Source organism: Kitasatospora sp. NPDC006697, from assembly GCF_042869935.1.
GTDB lineage: Bacteria > Actinomycetota > Actinomycetes > Streptomycetales > Streptomycetaceae > Kitasatospora.
In genome coordinates this window covers 1-26,838 of the sequence record NZ_JBIAGU010000049.1, presented here as the reverse complement: position 1 = coordinate 26,838, position 26,838 = coordinate 1, and the positions used below count along the sequence as shown (strand labels likewise).

Here is a 26,838-nt window from a genome sequence, read left to right as displayed (position 1 = left end):
AGCCCCCACGGAACCGGGGTCACGACTCGGTTCCCGCACCGAAGAGGGGCAATGAGGACAAGAAGAAGTTTGCGCTCATCAGGCCTGGGCCTGGCGGTGGTGCTGGCCTCCGTGCTCGCGTCGGCGACACTGACCGGCACGCAGCCCGCCGCGGCCGCGCCAGGCACCGCCACGAAGGCCGCGGCCGCACCGCCGGCCACCGCCACCGGGCTGGTCTCCCCGCAGCAGGCCGCCGCGCAGGCGCGGGCGACGGGCCACCCGGTGCCGGCCACCACGCTCACCACCGAGACCTCGCAGACCGTGGTGAACCCGGACGGCACCCTGACGCTCACCCAGTCCGCCGTGCCGACCCGGATGTTCCGGAAGGGTGCCTGGACGGACCTGGACGCCACGCTCAAGACCAACCCGGACGGCACGCTGTCGCCGACCACCGCGCTGACCAGCGTGATCCTCTCCGGTGGCGGCGACGGTCCGCTCGCCTCCTTCCACAACGCCGGGCAGGGCTTCTCACTCACCCTGCCGGTGACGCTGCCCCACCCGGTGCTCTCCGGGCCGAAGGCCGTCTACGCCGACGTGCTTCCCGGCGTGGACCTGACCGTGACGGTGCAGGCCGCCGGCACGGTCAGCGACGTCTTCACCGTCCGCACGCCGGCAGCGGCCCGGGACCCGCGGCTCGCGGGCCTGCTCGACGCGAAGACCAGCACGACGCCCGGTGTGCGGATCGGTTCCGACGCCGCCGGCAACCTCGCCGTGTCCGACGCCGGGGGGCAGCCGCTGTACACCGCGCCGGCGCCCCGTGCCTGGGACTCGGCCGGCACGCCGGCGACGACCGGCGCGCCGAAGTCCGCGGCAGCGGCGGATGCCGTAGGCGCCCCGGCACCGCCCTCCACCGTCGACGCTCCGGCTCGCGGCGCGCACATCGCGAAGCTCAAGGCCGAGGCCGGGCCGGGGAGGGTCTCCCTCGCCCCGCCCACCGATCTGCTCACCTCGCCCGACAGCGTCTTCCCGCTCTTCGTGGACCCGGCGTACACGCCCAACTACGGCAACACGGGCTACTCCAGCCCCGGCGCGGGCTACCCGAACAGCTCCTACTGGAACAACTCGGTCGACCCGGACAGCACCACCACCCAGGTCGGCAACAGCGGGGGCTCCGAGGGGGAGGCGATGAGCCTCTTCGACTTCCCGATCGACCTGAACACCCTCCGGGGCGCGAACATCTCCAAGGCCTACTTCGGGATCACCGAGACGCACACCTGGGCCGGCCCGACCGCGGGCCACGACCAGGCCGTCAACCTCTTCGCCCCGTCCGCCACCCTCGACTCCACGAACGCCACCTGGAACAGCTGGGCCGGCAACCTCGGCGGTCCGGTCGGCCAGCTGCCGTCCAGCGGCACCCCCGACCCCTCCGGCGCCATCTCACCGTTCGAGGTGACGACCACCGTCGCGAACGACGTCGCGGCCGGCAAGGGGACGCAGACCTTCGCGATGCGCGCCGACGACGGCCTCGACCACTACGCGTTCAAGGAGTTCGACGCCACCACCGCCAACCTGACCGTCGTCTACGACCTGTACCCGAACGCCCCGGGCGGCCTCTTCACCTCGCCGGCCACCAACTGCTCGTCGACCGTGCTCGGCGACACCTCGGTCTCGCTCTACGCCCCGGTGTCCACGCCCACCAACAGCCAGCTGACCACCACCTTCAAGCTCTACAAGACCGCCGACGGGGCCAAGACCAACCTGCTGACCCCCGCGAACCAGATCAACTCCAACACCTACACCGGGGCTTCGGGCCAGGCCGCGGTGCTGCCCGTGCCGGAGTCGTTCTTCAAGAACCAGTCGAACGGCAGCGCCACCTCCTTCAGCTGGCAGGTGCAGGCCTCGGACGGGACGCTCCAGTCGCCCGTGTCGAGCACGTGCACCTTCACCTGGGACCCGTCCCGGCCCGGCGCCCCCACCATCAAGCCGAACCCCGCACCGCCGAGCGGCACCCAGACCTGCGCGGACTTCGGCGACACCACCGACGCCGTCCAGCAGATCGGCACCACCTGCTCGTTCATCGTCACTCCGCCCAACGGAAGCAGCGTCTCCGGCTACCTCTTCCAGGTCAACCAGTCCCCGCCGGTCACCGTGGCCGCGACCGGTGCCACGGCCATCTCGGTGCCGGTCCAGTACCTCGTCAACACGCTGACCGTCAGCGCCCTTTCCGCGGGCGGCAACCCGGGCCCCGCGACGCCCGACTGGTTCGACGGCGCCAAGATGACCACACCGGCCAAGGACGGCGACCTCTCCCTCGACGGCACCCCGGACCTGGTCGTCCCCGGCAACTCCGCCGGGACGGCGTTCCCTCCCGGCCTCTGGCTCGCCACCGGCCACGCGGACGGCACCGTCACCCGGGAGGCCACCGACATCGGCACCAACGGCCTCGGCATCAACCCCGGCACCACCAACCCCGGTGACTGGAACGGCGCCCAGGCCGTCACCGGCGACTTCTGCGGCTACGGCGCCCAGGACGTGCTCGCCTACTTCCCCACCGGTTCGCGGGCGGGCGGCGGTGGCATCGCCTGCAACGACGGCAGCAGCGGACCGCTCCACCAGGGGTCCGCGGTCAGCCTCGCCACCACCCAGGCGCCGCTGACGATCCCGGCCGGAACCTTCGAGGACTCGCAGAACAACAAGGCCCTCAGGCTCGCCGCGGCCGGCAACAGCAGCGGCAACGCGAAACCCGGGGCCCCCGACCTGCTCGCCACCATCAACAACCAGCTGTACCTGGTCTCCTCGGCCGGCCCGAACAACTACACCATGACGCTCAACTGCCGCTATCGCTGTGTCCGGTTGACCGCGATGAACAGCCCGGACGGCACCCAGGACTGGAACAACTGGACGATCGCCACCGTGCAGCTCTCCTCCGGCACGGCCATGTACCTGTGGAACCCCGGCACCGGCGCACTCGACCTGTGGACCGGGCTCGCCCTGAGCACGAACAGCAACGGCAGCACCCTGACCGGCGCTGCTCAGCAGTACACCGTCGCCACCGGCTGGAACACCGGCAAGACCCTGCAGCTGCGCGCCGCCGACATCGCCGGAAAGGGTGTTCCCGGCCTGTGGGCCACCGACCCGTCCACCGGCAGCACCACCGCCTACCTGCCCACCGCGCTGGCCGACAACCCGACGGTCAACACCGCGGTCACCACGCTGGACACCTCCAAGCACGCCTGGGCCTTCCAGGACATCGGCTCCGCCACCCCGGGCACGACCGTGACCAGCACCGCGGACGCCGTCGGGTCGATCTCCCTGACCGGCACCAGCGGCGCGGTCTGGCACCGGGGCGACGTCTTCAGCCCCGACGTGCTGCTGAACACCGCCTCCGACGGGACCACGCGCACCGCCGGAACCGGCAGCCTCGACGCATCGGGCCCGGCTGTCGCCTTCTCCGGTACCGACGACTTCACCGTCTCGGCGCGGGTCAAGCCGAACGCCATGGACGGGATCGTGCTCTCCCAGGACGGCACCCGTACCTCGGGCTTCACCCTGTACCCGGACAGCGGCACCGGCTTCTGGTCCTTCTGCATGGCCAAGTCCGACACCAACGGCGCCGGTTACGACTGCGCCCGCGGCGGCAAGGTCCAGCTCGGCGTGTGGACCCGGCTGACCGCCAGCTACCAGGCGTCCACCGGCATCATGACGCTCTACGTCAACGGCGTGCAGACCAGGACCGCGAGCCACACCCCGGTCACCGGTTTCGCCGGCGCCTTCCACATCGGCGACTACCTCACCAACGGCGTGCACGCCGCCTACTACTCGGGCCAGGTCGCCGATGTGCACACCTGGAACCAGGTCGCGCCGCCGGCCCAGCCCCAGACGCCCGGCGCCAGGTACGTGCCCGTCACACCGACCCGGCTGATGGACACCCGCGGCGGCACCGGCGGCACCGGCGGTCCCATCACCAGCACCGGCACCGCCGTCCTGTCGGTCACCGGCGCCGCCGGGATCCCGACCGCAGGCGTCACCGGCGTCGCCCTGTCGATCACGTCGGCCGGCGCCACCGGCCCCGGATTCCTGACCGCCTTCCCCGACGGCACCCCGCTGCCGTTCACCAGCAACGTCAACTACCCGGGCGGCACCGTCGTGACCAACGGCGCGATCGTGCCCGTGGGCAGCAACGGCAAGGTCGACATCTACAACTACGGCGGCAACGCCACCGCGCAGATCATCGTCGACGTCACCGGCTACTACACCACCGACCCGGCCGCGGCCAACGCCGGCTGGTACGTCCCGGTGCTGCCGAGCCGCCTCGTCGACACCCGCAACGGCACCGGCGCGGCCCAGAGCCAGCTCGCCTCCGGCGGCACCCTCACGGTCGGCACCTCCGGGGCCCTGGTCGGGCTGATCCCGGCCTCCGGAGTCACCGCCGTCGCCCTCAACCTCACCGCGGCCGACCAGACCGGCAGCGCCTACCTCAACGCCTACCCCACCGGCACCAGCAGGCCGTTGACCAGCAACGTCAGCTACCACCCGGGCACGCCGGCCTCGGCCTTCGTGATCGCCGCGGTGGACGGCAACGGCAACTTCACCATCGGCAACGGCAACGGCGGACCGGTCGACGTCATCGCGGACGTGGTCGGCTTCTACACCACCAACCAGAGCGGCTACCTCAACACTCCGGGCCAGCTGTACCACCCGCTGGACTCCACCCGCGTCCTCGACACCCGGCAGACCGGCGGCACACTCACCGGCAGTGTGACCAACACCTACCCCGGGAGCGTCGTGAGCGCGGTCAACCCCACGCTCGTCGCCAACCTGACGGCCACCCAGGAAGCCGCGAACGGATTCCTCGCGGTCTCCCCGGGCGGATACCAGAGCCCGCTGGGCACCGCCACCGTCAACTACCAGACCGGTGTCGACGTGGCCGACCTCGATCTCATCCAAGCCACGAACAACTCCTACAACGTCACCAACAGCTGGGGCAGCACCCAACTCGTCGTCGACGTCAACGGCTACTTCGCCAACTACTGAAGGTGAACATGCGCAAGGTCCGCCCCCTCCTACCCGCCATTCTGGCGCTCGGCCTGCTCCCCGCCACCGTGTCGACGGCCTCCTTCGCCGACACCCCCGCAGCCACCCTGCCGGCGAGTCAGATGCCGATCGGCCAGTACAACCCGGCCGACTCGAAGACCTGGACCGTGGCCTACCCGCAGGACGGCCCGCAGCAGATCGCCGACGGCATCACCTACCGGGCCTACACCCAGGGCTTCCCGTCGGGCACGCCGTACGGCGACGCGGCCGGTGACCACTGGACACTGTCACTCGACTACGACTGGGGCAGCGACACCGTCCTGGCCTCGCAGGACGACGCGACGAACCAGCTGGCCCGCCTCCTCACCAACGTGCCCACGCTGGCGGGGCAGGCCCACACCCTGCAGATCTCCGCCCCCGCCGGCGGCTGGAACGGCGACATCCCGGCGACCGGCCAGTCCGTGGGCTGGGCGGTCCGCATCGGGCCCTTCCCGACGAAGGCCGACGCCGCTGCCTTCGTCGCCGCCGGAAAGCTGGGCAGCCACGTCGACTCGGCCGGCAAGACCGTCCCCTACACCGCCCGGGTGCTCTACGACGCCAACGACGGGCGCCCGTCCACCGGCCCCTGGGCGGTCCGGGTGGTCACCATCGACCCGGCGAAGTACAACCTCCAGACCACCTTCGGCGGGACCGTCGCCAACCCGGACACCCTGCGACAGCTGGTCGGTGCGAGCGGCGCCATGGTCGGGATCAACGCGTCCGACGGCGTTCAGGGCCAGTACGAGCCGGGGGTGCCCGCCCCGGACGGCTACACCGGCGACGTCCAGGGCATCCAGGTGCGCGGCGACGGCATCTACAGCGAGGCCAGCAACGGCCGAAGCGCCCTGGTGCTGAACGGCAAGGACCCGGCCGACCCGAACGGCGCGATCGTCCCCGCCCGGATCGGCGAGGTCTCCACCACGATGAAGGTGACCGCGACCGACCCCGTCACCCACCAGCCCGACCCGACCACGGTCTTCGGCATCAACCGTCCGCCGGGCTACATCATCGGCTGCGGCTTCGAGAGCACCACCGCCGCCGAGGCGGCGGCGCACCGCTACTACCCCTGTACCAACAAGAACGACCTCACGGTCATCAGGTCGGAGTGGAGCACGAACACGCCGGTCAAGTCGCCGGCCCTCACCACGGCCAACGGGTACACGCAGCAGTTCGAACTGCTCCTCGACGCCAACTGGGTGGTTCAGAAGGTCCACACGCCCGGCGACCAGATCCCACCGGGACAGATCGTCCTGCAGGGCCTCGGCACCAGTGCGGCCTGGCTGCAGAAGTACCAGGCCACCGGCACCCGGCTCACGCCGTCCGCGGACATCCTGGACACCCCGACCGGGAAGTCCATCACCAACTCCGACCTGGGCGTCGTCGCCGGAGGCTGCGGCCCGTCCCTCCTCCGCGACGGCCAGATCTACCTCAACGTCAAGGCCAACGGCATGTTCGGCGACAACGGCGACCTCAACAACTGGTCGGCCGAGCGCCACCCCCGGACCCTGGTCGGCATCACGGCCGACGGCAAGGTCCAGATGGTCACCGTCGACGGCCGCGACGCGAACACCAGCATCGGCATGTCCTTCCTGGAGACGGCCAAGCTGATGCAGTGGCTGGGCGCCAAGCAGGCCCTCTCCATGGGCTGCGGCGGTGACACCGCCCTGATCATGAACGGCGTCCTCTACAACAACCCGATGGACGACTGGGGTACCCCGAACCAGAACAGCCCGTACGAGCGCCACCTCCCCAACGCACTGGTGGCCGTGAAGAAGTGACCTGACCACACCCGACAGCCCTGTGGCACCACAGGGCTGTCGGCCATTCAGCAACAGGGCGTCGGCTCCACTGAGCGGACGCCCCGCCGGTCTCCGAGCGTGGCGAGCGGATGGCGGTGGCGTCGGTGGGTTCGATGCCGGTGATCCGGTGGAAGGCGTCAGCTGGCGTGTCGTGGGCAAATCGCCTCTGCAGGTGGGGCATTCGCCGGTCCAGGCCTGTATCAGGTCCTGGAGGCGCCACGGGGACTCCAGGACCTGGTCCGATGTGTCCGGCGCCGCGCAAGCCGTCCACACCCCCCTTCGGTTCGGGCGAGAATGGCGGTGAAGAGGCGCTGCTGGGTGCTGTCGGGCGGTACTCGTACGAGAGGGGCAGCGGCCGGCGCTGTCACGGCGCCCGGTGTTCCTCGATGCCGTGGTCGGCGATCGCTTCCAGTGGTACGTGGATGCGCTGGTCGTACTTGTCCACGAGCCAGCGTTCGATGTCCAGGAGCCACCATTGGTGCACCGTGACAGTGTAGAAGCGGCGGGGACCGTCGCCTCGGAAGTCGTCTTCGGGGAGCAACCACTGCCGTCGGACGCGGGCGTCGGGAAAGTTCCGCTCGTAGTAGAGCCGGTGGTGCCTGGCCAGGGCCTCGGGTGCCACCTCCTGGCAGTGGCCTGTGTACTGCGCCCCGTCGAGGCCGAACCCGGGAAGGCCCGTCACCGGCCCGGCCACATCCGCCGCCACCCTGCCCGGTACCCCCAAGGCCGGTACGGCCACCTCCAGCAGCCGCCACCGGTTCACCCTCATTCAGGGCACCTCGCTCCCCCTCCCCCACGCCAGGCTGAACCGGTCCAGGCTCGCCTGGCCGGAGAAGGCGAACAGCCATCGGATGCCCCCGAGTTCTCCTGCCTGCGGTGCGCCGCCGATGGTGGGCACCAGCACGCGCGCGGCACGGAACTCGCCCACGGGGGGCTACAGACCCACGCGAACCTGCAGGCCACCGAGGCCTGCTCAACACCCTCTGTGACACGCTGGCCAAGCACGTCGACATCCTTGTGGTCACAGCCACTCGTTGATGGCCGCGACGAGGACGGTCGGCTCATAGCGGATCGCGAGCTTGTCGTATCGCGTGGCCACGGCGCTCTGCCTTTTGAGGCGATTGATCTACTCCTGCAACTCACGCACAACCGGAACCTCAACTGGATGTGCACGGCCAAGGCCCTGCACGCGGTGACCGGCGGGCGGATCTACCTGTCGGCATCCACCATCGGCGGCATCGGCCGCGGCACCGTTGAAGTGACCCCCGAGCTGGTCGCCGGCTTCGCGGGCCTGCTCGGCAACCCCGCCGCCGACCTCGCGGCGCTCGGCCGCGTCTGCCTGCCGGACGACCTGCCGCCGCTCCACTCAGGGGCCACCGACGTGGCCGCCGTCATCTGGGAAGCCCGACGTCTCACCACCACCCAGCTCGACGCGGTCGAGCAGATCTCTCGCCACCTCGCCGCGCGCTGACCGACTGGGCCTGCCGAGGCTGCGGCGACTTCTGCGGGAGCTTACGGCCCCCTGCCCCGGCACGCCGCCCATCACAGACCCTGAACCCAGAGCTGTTGGACGGCTGGATGTGAGTCGTCAGGAGGTGCGAGCGTCGTGCTTCTCACGGTTTGCGAGAACCTCGGCCATGTGTGTTTGCGCCCAGTTTCTGAGCCCGCGCGTCATGTGGTGGAGCGAGAGGCCGAGGTCGGTCAGCTCGTAGGAGACGGTGACAGGGACGGTTGGGGTCACGGTACGGGTGAGCAGGCCATCGTGCTCCAGCGACCGTAGCGTCTGGGTCAGCATCTTCTGGCTGACTCCGGCCAGAAGGCGAGAGATCTCGGAGTAGCGCATCGCCTTCGGAGCGTCCGCGTGTGCTGCACCGGGCTGGCCAGGGCCGGTGTCGCCGCCCAGCGCACACAGGATCAGGACGACCCACTTGTCCGAGATCCGGTCGAGCAGCTGCCGGCTGGGGCACCCAGCCAGGAACGCGTCGTACTCCACCTTGGCCTGGGCCCTCTTCTGGGCCGCCTTCATCGTCGTCACTGATCGACCTTCTCACCGATGGGTGGGTTACGCACTCTGAAGTGCCTACTTCCCGATAGGAAGTTTCTCTCCAATGCTGATGCAGGGAGGCAGCAGGCGCCACCCCCAATGCACGACGAAAGGCAACAAGATGAGCACACCCTCCCTCTCTCTTCCTGGCGGCACCTGGACTTTGGGTGACTTGACCGTCACCCGGTTCGGCTACGGCGCCATGCAACTGGCCGGCCCGTGGGTCATGGGGCCGCCCACCGATCGCGAGGGGGCCCTGGCCGTTCTGCGTGAAGCGGTCGGCCTCGGCATCACCCACATCGACACGAGCGACGCCTACGGGCCGCGCATCACCAACGAGTTGATCCGCGAGGCACTGCACCCCTATCCCGAGTCGCTGCACATCGTGACCAAGGTGGGCGCGACCCGCGACGAACAGGGTGGCTGGCCCACGGCCCGGCGACCCGAAGACCTGCGCCGCCAGGTCCACGACAACCTCAAGTCCCTCCAGCTCGACGTACTCGACCTGGTCAACCTCCGGCTCGGCAACGCCGAAGGCCCCCAGTCCGGCTCGCTCGCCGAGGCGTTCGAGACGCTCGTGGAACTCCAGCAGCAGGGCCTGATCCGCCATCTCGGGGTCAGCAACGCCACCGAGGAGCAGATCACCGAGGCACAGAGCATCGCGCCGATCGTGTGCGTGCAGAACATGTACAACCTCGCCCACCGCCACGACGACAAGCTCATCGACCGGCTCGCCACCGAAGGCGTCGCGTACGTGCCCTTCTTCCCCCTCGGGGGCTTCACCCCGCTTCAGTCCTCGGCGCTCTCGGCGGTCGCCGCTCGGTTGAAGGCGACACGGATGTCCGTCGCACTGGCCTGGCTGCTGCAGCGTTCACCGAACATCCTGCTCATCCCCGGCACGTCATCGACAGCGCACCTTCGCGAGAACATCGCCGGCACGGGACTCTCCCTCTCGCATGAGGACTTGACCGAGCTGGACGACATCGGCCGCTGAACACTCCTCAACTGAACGGCCTACAAGCCACGGCGGCTACAGACCCGCCCGGTTCAGCAGCCATTCCATGTGCTCGCCCGGAAGGAGCGGTGATGCCCCGGCGGCTTCTGCGACGCTCTCCGAGGGGTCAGCGAGGAGACGGAGCAGGGATTGGAACGGGAGGTTGCGGTGGGGCGCGACCATGCGGCGGACGCGGTCTTCGGGGTCGGCGGCCAGCTTCTCCGCGAGTTCCGAGGGCAGATCCGGATCGCGGGGCGCGAAGGAGCGGAGTCGGGGCTCAGGGTCGGTGGCGAAGCGGCGCAGAGTCGCCGGCGGGAACGTCAGAACCTCCTCCTTGTCCCACCAGAACGTGAACTTGTCCCGTCGGCGGTAGCGGCGCTCGATGCTCTCGGCGGTCGCGGGATCGACCAGGTGCGGGGCGGTGTGCGCCATGGTGAGGCGGACCATCTCTTCCTCGTCGTCGAGAAGTCGGGCCACCGCATTGGCGGGAAGGGCCTTGCTGGCGGCCGCGGAGACTCGGAAGCTGACGTAGGGCGAGTCGATGTGCGGCAGCGGATCGGCCGTCACCCAGGGCAGCCGCAGGAGCCACAGTTCGGTGGGTGCGAACTCGTTCTGGAACCACTGCAGGACCGTTTCGTCGTCCGCGTCAGGGTCCGGATCAGCCGTCGAGCGCGACAGCTCGTGGCCCGAGGCGTGGATCTGCGCCCGCACGTGCTCGGGCGTGTCCGGCCGGGCGAAGACCTTCACACGGACGCTCAAGGCCGGATCGACCGCAAGGGCCTCGCGGGCTGGCGGCGGCAGGTCAGGATGCCGGGCAAGCGCGGCGCGAACCTCGCTGTCCGGATCCGCGGCGAGCCGCTGGAGGGTGTCCGCGTCGAGAACGGCGTGAATGACCGCGCCCGCCCGAGTCACCGGGTCCGCCAACAGCGCCGGCAGTAGGTCCGAGGGCGGTATCGGATGCGGCCTATGCGCGTAGTAGGTCGAACAGGCCGCAGCGCGGACCTTGGCCTCGGGATCGGTCAGCAGGAGCCGGCGGACCGCCTCCGGTGCTTGTGGCCAGTGCTTCGCCAGCGCGGCGCGGATAGCCGGGTCTGAGTCGGCGGCGAGGCGGGCCCGGAGGTCGGGCGGTGTGTGGTGGCCCTGAGCCAGGTACTCACGGACCCGTCGATCGGGATCCTCGACGAGCTGCTCCAGCATCTCCCGTGGTGCGGTCGCGGCGTGGATAACGAGCGCGGCCCGCACCGCCCCGTCCCGATGGGAGGCCAGTCGGATACGGAACCGGTCCGGCAGCCGGTCGTTGAGCGCAAGGCTGTGCAGGAGCCAGTGGTCGTCGATCGTGATGATCTCGGCGATCATGTCCTCGGTAAGGTCCGGACGCTTCGCCACCTTTCCCATGCCCCGCCGCCATGCGAATAGCCGCCGAACCATGGAAGCTGGCAGGGCGGAATTCATCGCCAACCCGTCCATCACCTTGTCGAGGTGAACCGGAGTCAGAGCGTCAGCATCCATGCGGCCAGCATGCCAGGCGGGCTTCTATGCGACGCCGCCGGGCGGACAACCACGGCGGCCGCTTCGGGGGTGCGCCGGCCACCGCGGGAAGCGACAGGGCATCGCCACAGGCACGGACAGCGGCTCGACCGTCACCCACCCGGGCATGGGCCGAGCCGATGACCACACCGGCCCAGCGACCCTGTGGTCGGCCAGAAATCCGAGTGGCCGCCGCCACCGGCGCCCGGTGGCGGCGGGAGGGCGACACCGCGGCCGAGGCGATGCTGCGGCTGTGGCGGGTCTCCAGCAGCCGGTACTCCGACGAGCCCCCGCTTCGGACCACGACGACGAGGGAGTTCACCACGATGACCACCACCGCCCGAGCCCGCACCTACGGGCCCCGCCAGCTGGCGCCGAGAACGGAGCGACGCTGCATCGGCCTGAGCAGACAGGGTGGGCCTGCTCGCCACCTCTCCGCGCTCTGCGCCGTTCGCCCGGGCGGGAGCGGCCCGGTAGACACGGAACCATGCGAACTCCTCTCTTCCAGCCCCGCCCGGTCGGCGTCCACCCCCGCCGGGGCGGACGGCCGCCCCGGCGGCGGGTGCGTGCGGCGGTGGCGCTGCTGGTCGGCGCGGTACTGGCGGCCGTCAGCGGCTGCGCGGGACAGGCGGCCCGTGCGGGTGCGGCGCCGCCTGGACCGGCCGCCGTACTGCAGGTTCCCGGGGCCTACCCGTCAATCCAGGCGGCGGTGGACGCCGCCCGTCCGGGTGACCTGGTACTGGTCCACCCGGGTGTCTACCGGGAGAGCGTGACGATCCGCACCGCCCGGGTGGTGCTGCGCGGCACCGACCGGTCCGGCGTGGTCGTGGACGGCGAGTTCCGGCGTGCCAACGGCATCACGGTGACCGGCGCGCAGTCGGTGGTGGAGAACCTGACGGTCCGCCACCACCTCGCCAACGGCGTGCTCTTCACCGGTGTGACCGACCAGCGCCTGCAGCAGCACGGCGCCGGCGGCTCCGCCTACAACCCGCTGGACACCGTCAGGTTCCCGCCGCTCAACGGCTTCCGGGCCTCGAAGGTGACCGCTTACGGCAACGCGCTCTACGGCATCTACGCCTTCGACGCGCACGCCGGGGTGATCGAGGACTCCTACGCCTCCGGCCAGGCCGACTCCGGCATCTACGTCGGCCAGTGCCGCCCGTGCCAGACCCTGGTGCGCGGCAACGAGGTCGCGCACAACGCCGTCGGCATCGAGGTCACCAACGCCTCCGAGGACCTCTACCTGCTGGGCAACCGGGCGGTGGCCAACCGGGTCGGGGTGACCGTCGACTCCAACGACGTCGAGGCGCTCTCCCCACAGCACGGCGCGGTGCTGGCGGGCAACGTGATCGCGGAGGACAACGACCCGGACAGCCCCGAACAGGCCGACGGCGCCTTCGGCATCGGCATCGGCATCGGCGGCGGCACCGGCAACCTGGTGACCCGCAACCTGATCAGCGGCAACACGGCCGCCGGCGTGCTGGTCACCGACGTCCAGGGCCACCCCGCGCGGGACAACCGGATCACCGGCAACACCGTGACCGGCAACGGCGTGGACCAGGTGCTCGACGCGCCCGCGGGCTCCGGCAACTGCTTCGGCACGGCACCCGACTGCGCCCAGGTCCCCGACCGCGCCGCCCCGGTGACGGCCCCGCCCGGTGTCTCGTTCCGCGACCTGCCCGCCCCGCCGGACCAGCCCGGTCTGGCGGACACCGGCGCCCCGGCCGGACCCGCGGTGGACCTGCCGGGACCGGTGGACCCGTCCGCCTACCCGCTGCCGACCGCCAGCGGACAAGGGGCCGGGCAGGCGACCGCGCAAGGAGGCCGGAGCGCAGGCTGACCCGCGCGCCGCCTGGTCAGCCGATGCCCTGCCACGGCGCCGCCGGCACCTGCTCGGCCACCTGGCGCCCGGTCAGCTCGATGGCGAGCGGCTGCCGCAGACCGGGCAGCTGGGCCTCGGCGCGACGCAGGACGCCGTCCCGGTCCACCCAGTAGGTCAGGTGCGCCGTGGCCTCGGCCCCGGGCGCCCGGTCCGCCGCGGCGCGCGGCAGTGGACCGGCGAAGACGGTGTACCGGTGCCCGTCCAGGGACTCCTCGCGCAGTCGGCGGGCCCCGGACTGGGCGAGCAGCTGGGCGTTGTCGGGCCGGTCGGCGCCCAGGGCCATGGTCAGCCGCAGCGCGAGGTCGAGCGGGTCGGTGGTGTAGGAGCGGGGGGACCACGAGGTGGTCGGCAGGCCGGCCGCCGCGCGGGCCGGGTCGGCTGCGGTGGCCGGGTCGGGCCGGCTGCGGTCCGGCGCCACGCCGAGGCCGGCCCGGTCCCAGACCAGCAGGCCGGAGCCGCCGAGCCCGTCGGTGTAGGCGCCCACGGCGTGCTGGGCCCGGTAGTCGACCAGCCCCTCGACTCGAGTGCTGCCCTGCGGCCCCGGGACGGTCACCGTCACCCGGGCGGGGCTGGCCTCGTAGGTGGTCAGCCGGGAGAGCGAGAGTTGTTCGGCCTCGTCCCCGGTGACCGGGCGGGACGGGTCGGCGGGAGAGCGGAAACCGAGCAGGGCGGCAGCCGCCGCCGCGGTGACGAGCACGGCGCCACCCGTCAGCAGGGCGGCGCGGCGGCGCACCCGGCGCCGGGGTGGACGAGCTGACATTGGGGAGAACTCCTCGTACGGGCGGGGCGCGGCCGTGGGGCGGGCGGGCCGGCGGCCCACCCGCCCCACGGCGCAGGTGTTCACGGTTGACGCGGCGTCAGCGCCGCGAGGACCTCCTTCGAGCGGTTCGGCCGATGCCGACCAGGGCGCCGCCGACCAGCAGCAGGGCGCCGGCGAGGATCCCGGGCAACAGGACCGGGGAGCCGGTGTTCGGCAGCGGCGGGACGGGCGGGACCTTCTCGTTGTCCACGATCACGGTCGGCGCCTGCTCGGGACCGGAGGCGGTGATCCGCAGCCGGGTGACCGGGTCGGCCGGCAGCCGGTGGCCGACCGGCGCCTGTAGCTCCCGGGCGAAGTAGTCGCCGGTGGGCAGCGGTCCGAAGGCGCACACCCCATCGGAGCCGGTGGTGCACGGCTCGCCCACCTTCTCGTCGCCGCCGGCCGCCTGCCGCCAGAGCTGGAACACCGCGCCGGCCAGCGCCTGGTGGGTGTCCCGGTCCCGCTTGAGCAGGTGCACCCAGCCCGGCTTCGGCTGGTCGACGGCGGTGGTGCCGACACCCTGGAGGTGGTTGGCACTGGTGAGCACCAGCGGGCCGAAGACGGCCGGGGTAGGCAGGTCGTAGCCGGCCGGTGCCTGGGTTTCCTCCCAGTAGTAGGTGCCGAGCGGGACAGTCTCGGCGCAGAGGCCGTCGGCTCCCGTGGTGCAGGGGGCACCGACCTTGCTGCCCGTGCCACCGACCGCGTCCTTCCAGAGCTGGAAGACCGCCCCGGCCAGGGGCTTTCCGGCGGGGTCGTGCTTGACCACGCTCACCCGACCGGTCTGCGGCTGGTCGACGGCGGTCGCCGTCAGGCCCTGGAGGTGGTTGGCGCTGGTGAGGACGAGCGGTCCGAAGACGGCCGGATTGGGAAGCTCGAAGCCGGCCGGCGCCTGGGTCTCCTCCCAGAAGTAAGTGCCCAGCGGGACGGTCTCGGAGCAAAGCCCGTCCATGCCCGTGGTGCAGGGGGCGCCGACCTTGCTGCCGCTGCCACCGACCGCGTCACGCCAGAGCTGGAACACCGCCCCGGCCAGCGGGTTGCCCTTCGGGTCCTCCTTGAGCACGGAGACCCTGCCGGTCTGGACGGGGTCGACCGCTGTGGTGCTGACGCCCTGGAGGTGGTTGGCGCTGGTGAGGACGAGCGGGCCGAAGACGGCCGGGTCGGGCAGGTCGAAGCCCGCCGGCGCATGGGTCTCCTCCCAGAAGTAGGCGCCGAGGGGGACGGTCTCGGTGCAGAGCCCGTCGGCTCCCGTGGTGCAGGGGGCACCGACCTTGCTGCCCGTGCCACCGACCGCGTCCTTCCAGAGCTGGAAGACCGCGCCCGCCAGCGGCTTCCCGGCGGGGTCGTGCTTGAGCACGGAGACCTTGCCGGTCTGCGGCTGGTCGACGGCGGTCGCCGTCAGGCCCTGGAGGTGGTTGTCGGGGGTCAGGGTGAGCGGTCCGAAGACGGCCGGGTCGGGCAGGTCGAAGCCCGCCGGCGCCTGGGTCTCCTCCCAGAAGTAAGTGCCCAGCGGGACGGTCTCGGAGCAAAGCCCGTCCATGCCCGTGGTGCAGGGGGCACCGACCTTGCTGCCCGTGCCACCGACCGCGTCACGCCAGAGCTGGAACACCGCCCCGGCCAGCGGGTTGCCCTTCGGGTCCTCCTTGAGTACCGAAACCCTGCCGGTCTGGACGGGGTCGACCGCTGTGGTGCTGACGCCCTGGAGGTGGTTCGCACTGGTGAGCACCAGCGGCCCGAAGACGGCCGGGGTAGGCAGGTCGAAGCCCGCCGGAGCCAGGGTCTCCTCCCAGAAGTAGGTACCCAGCGGGACGGTCTCGGAGCAGAGCCCGTCCGTGCCCGTGGTGCAGGGCGTGCCCACCTTCGTGTCGCCGACCGAACCGCGCCAGAGCTGGAAGACCGCCCCGGCCAGCGGGTTGCCCTTCGGGTCCTGCTTGAGCACGGAGACCTTGCCGGTCTGCGGCTGGTCGACGGCGGTGGTGCTGACGCCTTGGAGGTGGTTGGCGCTGGTGAGCACCAGCGGTCCGAAGACGGCCGGGGTAGGCAGGTCGAAACCGGCCGGAGCCTCGGTCTCCTCCCAGAAGTAGGTACCCAGCGGCACGGTGGTGGAGCAGAGGCCGTCGGCTCCCGTGGTGCACGGGGTGCCGACCTTGCTGCCGCTGCCGCCGACCGAGCCCTGCCAGAGCTGGAACACCGCCCCGGCCAGCGGGTTGCCCTTCGGGTCCTGCTTGAGCACCGAAACCCTGCCGGTCTGGACCGGGTCGACGGCCGTCACCCGCACGCCCTGCTGGTAGTTGGCGCTGGTGAGCACGAGCGGGCCGAAGACGGCCGGGTCGGGAAGGTCGAAGCCGGCCGGCGCCCGGGTCTCCTCCCAGTAGTAGGTTCCGATCGGCACAGTGGCCGAGCAGACTCCGTCCGCGCCCGTCGTACAGGGGTCGCCGACCTTGCTGCCGCTACCGCCCACCGAGCCGTGCCAGAGCTGGAACACCGCTCCCGCCAGCGGATTGCCCTTCGGGTCCTGCTTGACCACGCTCACCGCTCCGGTGTGCAACTGGTCGGTGGCGACGGTGCTGATGCCCTGCCGGTAGTTGTCCATGGTCAGCACCAGCGGCCCGAAGACCGGCGGGTTCGGCAGCGCGTAGTCCGGCGGTGCCTGGGTCTCCTCCCAGTAGTAGGTGCCCAGTGGCACGGTGGCCGAGCAGACGCCGTCCGCCCCCGTCGTACAGGGCGCGCCGACCTTGCTGCCCGTGCCGCCGACGGCGTCCTTCCACAGCTGGAAGGTGGCGCCGGCCAGCGGTCTGCCGCCCGGGTCCTGCTTGACCACGCCGACCCGTCCCTCCGGCTGCACGAAGCCGAAGTCGTAGGTGTGGTTGTTCTGGCCGGGGCCGCCGGTGGTGAGCGACGTCTGCGGGTAGGCCGCGCCGGCGGGCACCGTGCCGTCGCTGTCGATGTACGGGTTGGTGCCGACGTGAGCCGTGGTGGGGACCCACTGGTACAGCGGGCCGCCCGCGGCGTAGTCGGCGGGGTTGTCGAGCTTGATGGTGTAGGCGGTGTTCGGCTTCAGGCCGCCGGTCACGTTGGAGTCGTCGAAGTAGTACTCGCCGCGCGCGGTGGTCTTCATGGTGCCGACGCGGGTGCCGCCGGCGTCGTACAGGTGGACGGTGGCGCCGACCACCACCGGGTCGCCCGGGTCCTGCAAGCCGCTCTTCCTGACGTCGTACCAGACCCGGTTGCCGATCTGAAGCGGCGCCAGGTCGCAGAGCACCTCCAGGTCGGCCATCGAGCCGCCCTTGCCGAAGGTGGTCGTCAACTGGTTGCCGAGCCCGGTGGCGCGGCTGCCGTCGCGGTTGGTCCAGGCGGTGCCGCCGGTGAAGATGGCGTCCGTGGGGTCGATCGCGGAGCTGGCGATCGTGGTCTCGACCTTGGACAGGGCGATGCCCGAGTACAGGGCGTTGTTGTGGAACTCGCTGCGGTGCTGGTCGTAGAACCCGCCGCCGCGCGTGCCGCTGGTGTTTCCGCAGCCGCCGTTCTCGTACATGACGAACATGCCGTTCGCCCCCGGGCACGCCCGGCTCAGGGCTCCGCCGGAGGCCGGGGAGGCCAGCAGGCCGCTGCCGGCCATGTACTGCTGGTTCAGTCCGATCTGGTCGGTGTACCGGTCGCGGAAGCTCAGGATCAGGGCGCCGTCGGTGTCGACCACGATGTCCGCGAGCATGGGCTCCGGGTTGGCGATGTTGCCCGGCCCGCACGAGGCGATGCCGTCCTGCGAGGTGGGGAGCTTGTCCTGCCAGGGGTACCAGCCCGCCCCCGGGCAGACCGAGTCGCGGTTGGACCGCAGGCGGGGGTAGTCCAGCCGCTGGTCCAGGATCACGGACCCGAAGGTGCCCGCGGCCGGGTCGAAGGTCCGCACGACGGCGCGCAGGTCCGCCTTTTTCTGCGTCGACTCGCCGGAGCAGACTCCGCCCACGTAGACGACGCCGTCCTGGATCCCCAGGCCGTAGGGCCGCCAGTCACCGGCGGCAGGGCACGGGCTGTCCGGGCCGGGGATGTCGTAGCTCGCCTTCGGCGCGGACGCGGTCCGGTTCGTCGCGTCGTACCGGTACAGCTTCCGGTCGTTCAGGTTGACCACATAGAGGTCGGCGCCGTCGTCCGACACCTCCACGTCGCCCAGGGCCTCCTTGGCGACGGCTGGAGCGAACCCGAGGTCCATGTCCACGGCGAAGTTGTGGACCGTGGTCCCGGCGTTGGGAACGGTGGTGAACAAGGACGTCGCGTTGGTCGCGCGATCGGTCAGGTAGACGGCACCCGGCCCGGACGGACCGTACCCCGAGGCGCGGTGCGCGTGGGCGCCGCTGAAGATCCACTTCTTCTGCTTGCTGTACCCGATGCCGTACAGCGCACCGGTCTGCGCCTTGGTGGCGATGTTGGTGGTCTGGTTCTCGACACCGCGCGCGTTGTAGGGGAAGGTCAGCAGCGTCCGGGCGGTGCCCGGCTCCGTCGGGTTCACATCGCCGCGCACGCACGCGGTGACCAGCGGCGCGTTCTTCTGGCAGTAGTCGTCCGGGTTCCACAGCGCGGTGGTGTAGGAGACGTTCTTGCCGCCGGAGAGGTCGACGAACTCCTCCGTGCTGCTGAGCTGGTTGGGCGCGCCGGACAGGCCCTGCCGGGAGGCGAAGGCGGAGTAGAAGATACCGGGCTTGGGGTTGATCACCTGGACGCGGTACTTGCCGCCGGTGAGACCGCTGCTCGCCGGTCTCAGGGTGACGGTGCCGTCGGCGGCGGTGGTGCCGCTGATGGTGGTGCCGGCGTCGTCGGTGAGGTTGACGGTGACGCCGGACAGGCCCGGTTCCAGCACGGGGGTGTACACGCCGGTGTTGTCGACCGCGCGGACCACCCGGACGGTGACCGACCCGTCGCCCGCCGCGGCCCGGGCCGGGTGCGAATGGATCGTCAGGTAGCCGCCGGCGACGGCCAGCGCGGCGAGTGTGGCCGCGAGCCGACGGGGCGTCCGGCCCCACCAGGTGACCGCGGACCCGGACGGTTGCACGGGCGGCGCCGGTGCGCCGCCGCTGGTCGGCGGCTCTGACCCGATGAGGGGCCGCCACCAGCGCGATGGCCTGTGTTCCGGCGGGCCGGCCGGAACGGCCTGCCGGGGTGGGTCTGTGCGCAATGTCCTCGTGCTTTCTTCACTTATGGAGAGCTGATAAAGAGAAAGTGCACGAGACCCGAGATGGCGCGTCGGAGGCGGATGCCGAGATCGCCCGCTCGGCGCACGTTTTCCATCGCCCGGTGGAACCCGCTCGGCCGATCGGCCCAGCGGGCGCTGCCCTGAACGGCTGCGCGGGTCCGGTGGCCAGGCTCCGGAGCGGGGGTCCGGCCGACCTCGGGCGTCCAAGCCTTGAGCACCGGGGATCGTTCGTGACAGGACCTGTTCACCGGGCCCTCGGCGGTGGGAGGGTCAGGACCTCAGGGCCGCCGTAAGCGGTGAAGCTGCCGCTGCCGCTGCCGTAGACGGGCACACCGTCGCGGGCCCAGCCGAGCAGCTCGACCAGCGGCAGAAGGCCAGTTCTTCGGCAGTGCGAACATCGTGGTGATCCACGTCACATTCGGACGTGTCACTGAGCGGCCGGCTGTCTCGTCTCGGGGGTGTAACCCACTCACGAGCACGGAGGAACACACCATGGACGCGCGACTCGACTTCTTCGCCGCTCCCGTCTCCGGCAAGGCCCTGAAGTACTTCATGTCCGCGGGCAAGGTGATCCGGGAATCGGGGCTGCCCACCAGCCTGCAGGAGCTGGTGTCCACGCGCGTGAGCCAGATCAACGGCTGCGCCGTCTGCCTCGACATGCACGCCAAGGAGGCCATCGCCGCCGACGTGAGCCCGGTGAAGCTGGCTCTCGTGGCGGCGTGGAGGGAGGCCACCGTCTTCGGCGAGGCCGAGCGGGCCGCGCTGGCGCTCGCGGAGGAGGGGACCCGGGTCGCGGACGCAGCCGAGGGCGTCAGTGACGAGGTGTGGGCCAACGCCGCCGAGCACTTCGACGCCGAGCAGCTCACCGCGTTGGTGATCCACATCGCATTCATGAACATGGTGAACCGGATGAACATCATCACCCGCCAGCCGTGCGCCGGCGACTACGTCGCCGGGCAGTTGCACTGAACGTCAGCGGCTCGGATGATCATCGGGAGACGGAGAGGGCCAAGGAATGAGCAAGGTCGAGGAGTTCACGGAGCTGCGGCCGCTGCTGTTCTCCATCGCCTACCGGATCCTGGGCAGCGTCAGCGAGGCCGAGGATGCGGTCCAGGAGACCTGGCTGCGCTTCGAGGCCTCGCCGACGCAGCCGACTTCGGTCAAGTCCTTCCTCTCCGCCGTGGTGACCCGGATCTCGATCGACGTGCTGCGCTCGGCCCGGGTCCGGCGGGAGGAGTACGTCGGGCCGTGGTTTCCAGAGCCGCTGCTCGCTGACCCCTATGAGGACCCGGAGCGCTCGGCGGAGCTGGCCGACTCCGTGTCGACGGCAGCGCTCCTGCTGCTGGAGAGGCTCAGCCCGCTCGAGCGTGCGGTCTTCGTGCTCCGCGAGGTCTTCGACTTCGGCTTCCCCGAAGTCGCCTCTGCGGTCGGCCGCTCGGAAGACGCGTGCCGCCAGCTCGCAGTGCGGGCGAGGCGTCATATGAGCGCCGGCAGCCCCCGCTTCGAGGCCGACCGCCGGGAGCGGGAGGAATTGGCGACGCGGTTCTTCGAAGCCCTCCGCGAGGGCGACGTCCTCGGTCTGCAGCAGTTGCTCGCCGCCGACGTCTCCATGGTCGGCGACGGCGGCGGCAAGGCCCCGCAGCTGGCCAGAGCGGTCATGGGCGCCGACAAGGTGGCGCGCCTGCTTGCCGCCGTCTTCCCCGAGTTGGCCCGCATCGGACTCACGACCGAGGCCCACGAGATCAACGGCCAGCCGGGCGCGATCTTCCGCGACCGGGACGGCAAGGTGCTGCAGACTCTGGCGCTCGACGTGCTGGACGGGCAGATCCAGACGATCCGCTTCGTGCTCAACCCCGACAAGCTGGGCCACGTCGGCCCGGTCGGGGACGCGTGGGAGGTCTCCCGCGAGTTCAGGGAGTCCCGCCGCTCGGCGGAATGACCGCGCAAGCACGAGCGGCGTCGGCAGGCCCCACTCCTCAACCAGGTACGGAGTGTCGAGCAACGAGGTAGCCCGCTCGTCGCGCCCGATCCCCATCAGGTGGTCGAAGGGCACGTGGTCTTCGCTCCACGAGGTCGGCTGGCTGGTGGGAAACGCGTCGTGACCATCCCCCACGACGACGCCGTTCTGAACCCGAAGGAGGTCAAGCAGCGCCAGCGGCAGTCTCACACCGAGCCTACGCTCGGCCTCCTGCACCATCTCGTCCGTCAAAGGCTCGTGGACGCCGAAGTCGCCGCTGTTCCAGAACGTCGCCACGACCTCATCGAATCGGTTCACGAAGCGCAGCCTGTGGCTCGGCCGAACGGACCTCAGCTACAAGATCACTTACTGGTCCGGAAAAGGGCGCCCACCTTCCCCGCGCGCTGAAAGCCCCCACCGCGTGATCAGTCCCCGCTCGGAAGGTCGACCAAGCGTGTGTCCTCAAGCGAGAAGCCGGGACAGCCGGACGGCTTGCCGCTCGGCCGTTCCCGGCGGGTTGCGAGGGTGCTGGGGATCGTCGAAGGACAAGAGGAACAACCACACGAGCGCCAGCAGCCTGCGACATTCCAACAGCCGCGTACGTTCGGCAGAGTTCAGGTCGAACAGATTCAGGAACGCTTCGCTGTCGAGTGGAGGGCCCACCCAGCTGGCCGCATGTTCCGTGATCTCCGCCAGCTCGAAAGGCCGGTCGCTGAGACCGGAGTCCTCGAAGTCGACAACCCGCACGCGAGTGCCGTCCCACAGATAGTTGGCGAGATTGCCGTCCCCCGGGCCGAAAACCATCGGGATGTCCGGTCCGCCGACTCGTTCCATGCCTGAACGGGCGAGCCACTCGAGGCCGTGGTCCATGCTCTCCCCTATCGCCTCACTGACTCGCGGACGAACCTGCGGCGCCCAGGAGCGAATCTGAGCGATGAGCTGATGCTGCTGGCCGGGCCGGACGGGGACCTCCGCCAGAACATCCGCCGGCACGGACGCATACAGCTCGCTCACTGCCGCCGCCAGAGCCCTGAGCTGCTGATTGCTGAGCGACTTTCCCCGCAGCGGCTCACCCGGCAGGCGCGACATCGCCACCACCGGCCCCGTCGCCGCAAGATCCACGCTCTGAGGGACGGGGGCCAACCCTGGTGCGTGGGCGGCCAGCAGCGTCAGCGCACGCCATTCGCGCTCGCACTTGCCACTGCCCTCAGGCCGGAACCTCTTGATGACGCTGTCGGACCGCAGGTCGACAGCGTGAGTACTCCACGGAACGGAAGTCATGAGACGCAATCCTCTCAGCAGCCGCGAACGCACCGCCGCCGTAGCACGGAAAAGAGGGCGGCCCCGACTCGACCACCGCCTCTCCAACGGCCGGCTCGTCACCACCCGGCGCGACCGGTAGCCGTGCTCAATGCGTACCCGGGGCTCGGAGCCTTGCGAGTCCGTCACATCGCGCCGCACTCGATCGGGTTGAGGGCCCCCTGGGCACAGCGGACACAGCCCGGCGGTAGTGGCCGCGGGCACTGTGTTCGGCGTGTTCGGCGTCGGGCCGAGTCAGTCGGTCTGGTCGCGGGCGAGGAGTGCGAGGCGCCCGGCCAGTTGGCGCAGCAGGCCGACGGCGAGGGAGAGGGACTCGCGCTGCGGCACCTGGTCCGGGCCGAGGTCGGGTCCGTAGTGGTAGGCGAGGAGGGCGGAGACGACGGCCTGGGCGTCGCGGGCGGCGGCCAGGCTCTCGCTGTCCGGGTGTTCCTGGTCGGGGCCGGCCGCGCGGGCCAGGTCGTCGAGCAGCATCGCGGCGCGCACCGTCAGCAGAAGGCGCTGCGGGTCGGTCTCGGTTCCGGGCGGCATCGCGGTGGCGACGACCTCCTCGCGCACCGGGCTGTAGGCGGTGCGCAGCGCCTCCACGTCGGCGCCGGCTCCGAAGGCGTCGATCTCGGCGCCGACCAAGTGGGCCTCGGCCGCGCCGAGCAGCGCGGTGGCCAGCATCACCGCCCGCACCTCGTCGTCGGCCACCGCGTCGGGCTGCCAGGCGATGTCCAGCGCGTCCAGTGCGGCGAGCAGCTGCTCGGCGTGCTCGCGTGCGTCCTCTGCCACGGCTTCCCCTCGGATCAGCTTCTTCGCCTTCGCCCCACCCGGTCCAACGGCCCCGGGAGGTGTGCGTACCGGGACGTCACGCGTTCGGCGCCACGTGGCCGCTTCGGCGTCGGCCCTCCGTTGGGCAGGGCACCGGCCGCGCCCGCGGTCCGCTCGAACTGGACGATCGCGGTGGCGAAGTCCTTCTCGAGCAGGTTGACCCAGCTGCCGAAGGCCAGGCCGTTGATCCCGGACTGGGACTCGTAGTCGTCGAAGCCGACCGGCACCGGGTTCACGTCGGTGACGAAGGGTCCGTTGCCGGCTCGGGACGAGTCGCCTCCTGTCGGCCCGAGCCTCCCGTGCCCGAGCGCCCGGCAGGTCGCGCAGGCGGAGGCCGGGGGCACAGGCCGCGCCGACGTGGCTACGAATCCTTCGCGAACGCGCCGGCGTGGTCGACGGCCCACTGGCGAAACGTTCGGGGCGGCGTCCCGAGGATGTCGGCCACCGCAGTGGTGACGTACGCCGGCTGCCCGACCGCCGCGCTCCACGCGGCGAGCAGCATGTCGACGACGGAACTGGGCGCCGTACCCTCCGACAGCCTTCGGAACTCGTCCGGCGTCATCTCCTCGAACGCGATCCGGCGCCCCAGGACGTCACCGATGACGCCCACCTGCGCGGCCTGGGTCAGCGACTCGGGGCCCGTCAGAACGTAGTCTCCACCGACGTATCCGTCCTGATGGAGCGTCCGCGCCGCGACGGCTGCGATGTCGCGCTCATCGACCGGTGCTGACTCGGCGGCGCCGCAAGGCCACCGGACGACCTCGCCCGCGCGGATCGCGGGCGCCCACCAGGCCAGCGAGTTGGACGCGAACATCCCCGGCCGGATGATCGTCGACTCGAGCCCGGTGGCCGCGATGAGCCGCTCGATGTCGGCGTGCAAGGCCGCCATGGGATTGGGCTGCTGGAAGAAGGGGTGCGGCGTCTGGTGCGGGGAGGAGAGGAAGACGACACGACGCACGTGGGCTGCCAGCCGCGCCACGACTTCGGCGGCGGTCTGGGGCGGAGCGGTCCAGAGGAGGAAGACCGCAGCAGCGCCGTCCAATGCCGGGTCGAGCGAGTCGGGCACGGTGAGGTCGCCGGTGAAGACCTCGACCTTCGCCGGCAGCGTCGCAGCTGCCTCCGAACCACGGGTGAGGGCACGGACCGGCAGGCCCGCGTCGAGGAGTTGGTCGATGACGCCCCGGCCGACCCGGCCCGTCGCCCCGGTCACGAGTACGGGAGAACTGTCTGTCTGAGTCATGCCACCCATAGAAACGTTACTCGGTTAAAAATGCAACCCGGTTATGTTGATGTTACGGTGGTCAAATGAGCGAGCCAACGGGCCTGCGGGCCCGCAAGAAGGAGCGGACGCGCGATGCCATTGCCGACGCGGCCGTCTCGCTGTTCCTGGAGCACGGCTTCGACCGCGTCTCGGTCAACGACATCGCCGCGGCCGCCGAGATCTCCAAGCCGACCCTCTTCCGGTACTTCCCCACCAAGGAAGACCTGGTACTGCACCGCTTCGCGGACCACCAGGGCGAGGCGGCTCGCGTCGTACGGGACCGCGAGTCCGGAATCAAGCCGGTAGCGGCACTGCACCGGCACTTCCGGGCCGCCCTCGACCGCTACGACCCCGTCACCGGCCTCAACGATCATCCGCAGGTAGTGGCGTTCCACCGGCTGGTGTTCACCACCCCGAGCCTGGCTGGACGACTCATGCGGTACCAGCTCGAAGACGAAGAGGCACTGGCACACGCCCTCGGCGAAGGCATCCAGGCACGCGTGCGAGCCGCCCAGGTACTCGCGATCCAGCGGGTGCTCGCCCGGGCCAACTGGCAGAAGATCGCCGACGGTCGAACCGCCCGCGACGTCCACCCCGAGGCCGTAGCCGACGCCGACCAGGCATTCAGCCAACTGCGGTGACAGGCGACGAAGGTGAAGGAGGCGCGGCCAGGTGACTTCCCGTCAGGTGGCCGCCGGTGGGGAATGTGAACGGGCCGATGACAGGGGGAACAGGTGGTCTGTCTCCTGCGTCGAGCTGCCAGCCCAGCCCGAATTCACAGCCACCGCTTGGCCGCTTCGACGCTGTCGCCTCCACTGGTGTTGAACGCGATCGCGGCCCTCGGTGCATGCCGTCGGACAAGGTTCACGACCTGCTCGAACAGCGGCAGGAGTGGTTCCGGTTTACGGATTCCGCCGCCGATGACGACGACGTCCCACTCACGCTCGGACAGCGCGGTCACCATCGTGGACTCGGCCGACTCGTCCAAGGCGATCAGCGCCATGGACGCGTCGACGGCGTGTTCGCCGAACCGTGTCAGTTCCTGGTCGAGGGCCGCGCGGATGACATCCCCGTCCATGCCAGGCACTGCGTGTGGATCGATTCCAAGGATCAGAACTGACGACATGTCAGTGATGACGATCAAGCAGCAGCGCTCGTTCCCACGCCCCCTGCCCAGCCCGCGCCACCTGACCCGCCGACTGACCCGCCGCCTGCCGCGCCGCCTGACCCCGCACCGCAGCCACCGACCTGGTCCGCGGCGCGGCCACCGCCCTCGGAGGCCAGTGATGGGGAGGTGGGCTCTCCTGAGGGTGGCGATGAAGGCGGTGAAGACGGAAGGGGTGAAGTGGAGACGGTCACCGCCCTCAACGCTTGCTGCGGCCGGTGTCAGGGCACGAGGGGTACCTGCGACGGTACGGACTGCGGCGTGAAGCTGGACGACGGAGCGGGCTGGGGGATCGGGATGCCGCTGCGGACCGGATCGCATGGCGGGTACTGGTTCAACGAGCCCGGCGGGCACGGCGCCGGCCCGGCCGGGGTCCCGCCGGTAGTGCAGGCGCTGCCGCAGGGCCTGGGCGTGATGTCCCACAGCGGGGTGGCCGCGGGGCCGGGAGTCGGGCTGGCGTGCGCAGGCTGCGGTGTGCTGCTCGGCCGCGCAGTGCGCGGGGTGGCCCGGACCGACGCGGCGGGCCGGGTGGGCGGTGCCGAAGCGGCGGCGGTCGGCACAGCGCCGTCGGCCGCCGGCGAGGCCGACGGCGCAGCGGTGGGCGGGGCCGACGGCTCTGCGCTCGCAGAGGACGCCGCGGACGCCGGGGCCGATGGGCTGGACGCGGCAGCCGAGGGCGCCGTTGAGGTGGCGGCGGGGACGGCCCCGTGGCGGGGGGCCGTAGTGGAACTCGCGTCCACCGCCAGCCAGCCGGCCACTGCGACCAAGGCCAGCGCCCCTGCGGCGACCGCGGCCAACCGCCCCCTGGGCCCGGCGAGCCGGGCGGTCCAGGCGGCCCGGCCGTCGATACCCGCGGCTTCCTCGACCCCGTCCGGCGGTCCTTCGCTGTGCTCCTGCTGCCGCTCGGACATCCGCCTGCTCCCCTGGTCGACCATGCTCAGCCGCGGATTCTAGTGCCGCATCAAGCAACGTTTGCCCTGTGACGGGCTCGTGGCAGGGGTTTGGCCGCTCGTAGTACGGACGCGCTTTGCGTGCGGGCTCAG

General features: G+C 70.9%; 20 protein-coding genes and 1 pseudogene. 10 read left to right on the top strand and 11 right to left on the bottom strand.

Going from position 1 to position 26,838, the window contains the following annotated elements; all coding sequences use genetic code 11:
* The first annotated feature begins 69 nt into the window (after positions 1-69).
* Both ACFYNO_RS39450 and ACFYNO_RS39445 read left to right on the top strand, forming a co-directional pair.
* Positions 70-5,013, top strand: coding sequence for a beta strand repeat-containing protein (locus ACFYNO_RS39450; RefSeq protein ID WP_388023131.1), 4,944 nt, complete (start codon positions 70-72; stop codon positions 5,011-5,013).
* 8 nt (positions 5,014-5,021) lie between these two features.
* Positions 5,022-6,830: a phosphodiester glycosidase family protein gene (locus ACFYNO_RS39445; RefSeq protein ID WP_388023128.1), complete on the top strand. Its 1,809-nt coding sequence runs from the start codon at positions 5,022-5,024 to the stop codon at positions 6,828-6,830.
* A 385-nt stretch (positions 6,831-7,215) separates the two neighbouring features.
* Here ACFYNO_RS39445 and ACFYNO_RS39440 read toward each other — a convergent pair whose 3' ends face one another.
* Positions 7,216-7,620, bottom strand: a complete 405-nt coding sequence (locus ACFYNO_RS39440; protein ID WP_388023126.1) for a hypothetical protein — start codon at positions 7,618-7,620, stop codon at positions 7,216-7,218.
* Positions 7,621-8,016: 396 nt separating this feature from the next.
* On the opposite strand from ACFYNO_RS39440, the gene ACFYNO_RS39435 reads away from it, so the two are divergent.
* Positions 8,017-8,322, top strand: a complete 306-nt coding sequence (locus tag ACFYNO_RS39435) for a hypothetical protein (RefSeq protein ID WP_388023124.1) — start codon at positions 8,017-8,019, stop codon at positions 8,320-8,322.
* A 117-nt stretch (positions 8,323-8,439) separates the two neighbouring features.
* Here the strand turns inward: ACFYNO_RS39435 and ACFYNO_RS39430 are convergent, their stop codons facing one another.
* Positions 8,440-8,877, bottom strand: coding sequence for a winged helix-turn-helix transcriptional regulator (locus ACFYNO_RS39430; RefSeq protein WP_388023157.1), 438 nt, complete (start codon positions 8,875-8,877; stop codon positions 8,440-8,442).
* A gap of 139 nt (positions 8,878-9,016) precedes the next feature.
* Here ACFYNO_RS39430 and ACFYNO_RS39425 point away from each other — a divergent pair, with 139 nt between their 5' ends.
* Entirely contained in the window at positions 9,017-9,889 is an 873-nt protein-coding gene (locus tag ACFYNO_RS39425) for an aldo/keto reductase family oxidoreductase (protein ID WP_388023121.1), read from the top strand.
* A 36-nt stretch (positions 9,890-9,925) separates the two neighbouring features.
* On the opposite strand, the gene ACFYNO_RS39420 is transcribed toward ACFYNO_RS39425, so the two are convergent.
* Positions 9,926-11,398, bottom strand: coding sequence for a hypothetical protein (locus ACFYNO_RS39420; RefSeq protein ID WP_388023119.1), 1,473 nt, complete (start codon positions 11,396-11,398; stop codon positions 9,926-9,928).
* Between the two features lie 505 nt (positions 11,399-11,903).
* On the opposite strand from ACFYNO_RS39420, the gene ACFYNO_RS39415 reads away from it, so the two are divergent.
* The gene (locus ACFYNO_RS39415) at positions 11,904-13,256 is read left to right on the top strand and encodes a nitrous oxide reductase family maturation protein NosD (RefSeq protein WP_388023117.1); all 1,353 of its coding nucleotides are present in this window, start codon (positions 11,904-11,906) and stop codon (positions 13,254-13,256) included.
* A 16-nt stretch (positions 13,257-13,272) separates the two neighbouring features.
* Here ACFYNO_RS39415 and ACFYNO_RS39410 read toward each other — a convergent pair whose 3' ends face one another.
* Together ACFYNO_RS39410 and ACFYNO_RS39405 are read right to left on the bottom strand one after the other, a co-directional pair.
* Positions 13,273-14,058 carry a hypothetical protein gene (locus tag ACFYNO_RS39410; protein ID WP_388023114.1) on the bottom strand — a complete coding sequence of 262 codons (786 nt, stop codon included), beginning with the start codon at positions 14,056-14,058 and terminating at the stop codon, positions 13,273-13,275.
* Positions 14,059-14,155: 97 nt separating this feature from the next.
* Complete coding sequence (locus ACFYNO_RS39405; RefSeq protein ID WP_388023111.1) at positions 14,156-19,138, bottom strand: SpaA isopeptide-forming pilin-related protein; 4,983 nt, start codon at positions 19,136-19,138, stop codon at positions 14,156-14,158.
* A gap of 633 nt (positions 19,139-19,771) precedes the next feature.
* Here ACFYNO_RS39405 and ACFYNO_RS39400 point away from each other — a divergent pair.
* Both ACFYNO_RS39400 and ACFYNO_RS39395 read left to right on the top strand, forming a co-directional pair.
* The gene (locus tag ACFYNO_RS39400; RefSeq protein ID WP_388023109.1) at positions 19,772-20,248 is read left to right on the top strand and encodes a carboxymuconolactone decarboxylase family protein; all 477 of its coding nucleotides are present in this window, start codon (positions 19,772-19,774) and stop codon (positions 20,246-20,248) included.
* Between the two features lie 46 nt (positions 20,249-20,294).
* A complete protein-coding gene (locus ACFYNO_RS39395; RefSeq protein WP_388023106.1) occupies positions 20,295-21,218 on the top strand; it encodes an RNA polymerase sigma-70 factor in 924 nt (307 codons plus the stop codon).
* Between the two features lie 78 nt (positions 21,219-21,296).
* On the opposite strand, the pseudogene ACFYNO_RS39390 reads toward ACFYNO_RS39395, so the two are convergent.
* Positions 21,297-21,446, bottom strand: a pseudogene (locus ACFYNO_RS39390) (SMI1/KNR4 family protein); the annotation flags it as partial.
* Between ACFYNO_RS39390 and ACFYNO_RS39385 the strand changes: the two are divergent.
* Entirely contained in the window at positions 21,378-21,644 is a 267-nt protein-coding gene (locus tag ACFYNO_RS39385; RefSeq protein ID WP_388023103.1) for a hypothetical protein, read from the top strand. The pseudogene ACFYNO_RS39390 and the gene ACFYNO_RS39385 overlap by 69 nt on opposite strands.
* Positions 21,645-21,698: 54 nt before the next feature.
* On the opposite strand, the gene ACFYNO_RS39380 is transcribed toward ACFYNO_RS39385, so the two are convergent.
* The 4 genes from ACFYNO_RS39380 to ACFYNO_RS39365 all read right to left on the bottom strand — a co-directional run bounded on the left by ACFYNO_RS39380 (position 21,699) and on the right by ACFYNO_RS39365 (position 24,609).
* Positions 21,699-22,517 (bottom strand): phosphotransferase family protein, encoded by an 819-nt coding sequence (locus ACFYNO_RS39380; protein ID WP_388023100.1) that lies wholly within the window; start codon positions 22,515-22,517, stop codon positions 21,699-21,701.
* 273 nt (positions 22,518-22,790) lie between these two features.
* Positions 22,791-23,330 carry a hypothetical protein gene (locus ACFYNO_RS39375; protein ID WP_388023097.1) on the bottom strand — a complete coding sequence of 180 codons (540 nt, stop codon included), beginning with the start codon at positions 23,328-23,330 and terminating at the stop codon, positions 22,791-22,793.
* A 14-nt stretch (positions 23,331-23,344) separates the two neighbouring features.
* A complete protein-coding gene (locus ACFYNO_RS39370; protein ID WP_388023095.1) occupies positions 23,345-23,605 on the bottom strand; it encodes a hypothetical protein in 261 nt (86 codons plus the stop codon).
* Between the two features lie 125 nt (positions 23,606-23,730).
* Positions 23,731-24,609 (bottom strand): NAD(P)H-binding protein, encoded by an 879-nt coding sequence (locus ACFYNO_RS39365; protein WP_388023093.1) that lies wholly within the window; start codon positions 24,607-24,609, stop codon positions 23,731-23,733.
* A gap of 65 nt (positions 24,610-24,674) precedes the next feature.
* Here ACFYNO_RS39365 and ACFYNO_RS39360 point away from each other — a divergent pair, with 65 nt between their 5' ends.
* The gene (locus ACFYNO_RS39360) at positions 24,675-25,271 is read left to right on the top strand and encodes a TetR/AcrR family transcriptional regulator (protein ID WP_388023090.1); all 597 of its coding nucleotides are present in this window, start codon (positions 24,675-24,677) and stop codon (positions 25,269-25,271) included.
* A gap of 134 nt (positions 25,272-25,405) precedes the next feature.
* Here ACFYNO_RS39360 and ACFYNO_RS39355 read toward each other — a convergent pair whose 3' ends face one another.
* A complete protein-coding gene (locus tag ACFYNO_RS39355) occupies positions 25,406-25,756 on the bottom strand; it encodes a hypothetical protein (protein ID WP_388023155.1) in 351 nt (116 codons plus the stop codon).
* A gap of 300 nt (positions 25,757-26,056) precedes the next feature.
* Here ACFYNO_RS39355 and ACFYNO_RS39350 point away from each other — a divergent pair, with 300 nt between their 5' ends.
* Entirely contained in the window at positions 26,057-26,749 is a 693-nt protein-coding gene (locus tag ACFYNO_RS39350) for a hypothetical protein (protein WP_388023087.1), read from the top strand.
* The last annotated feature ends 89 nt before the right edge of the window (positions 26,750-26,838 follow it).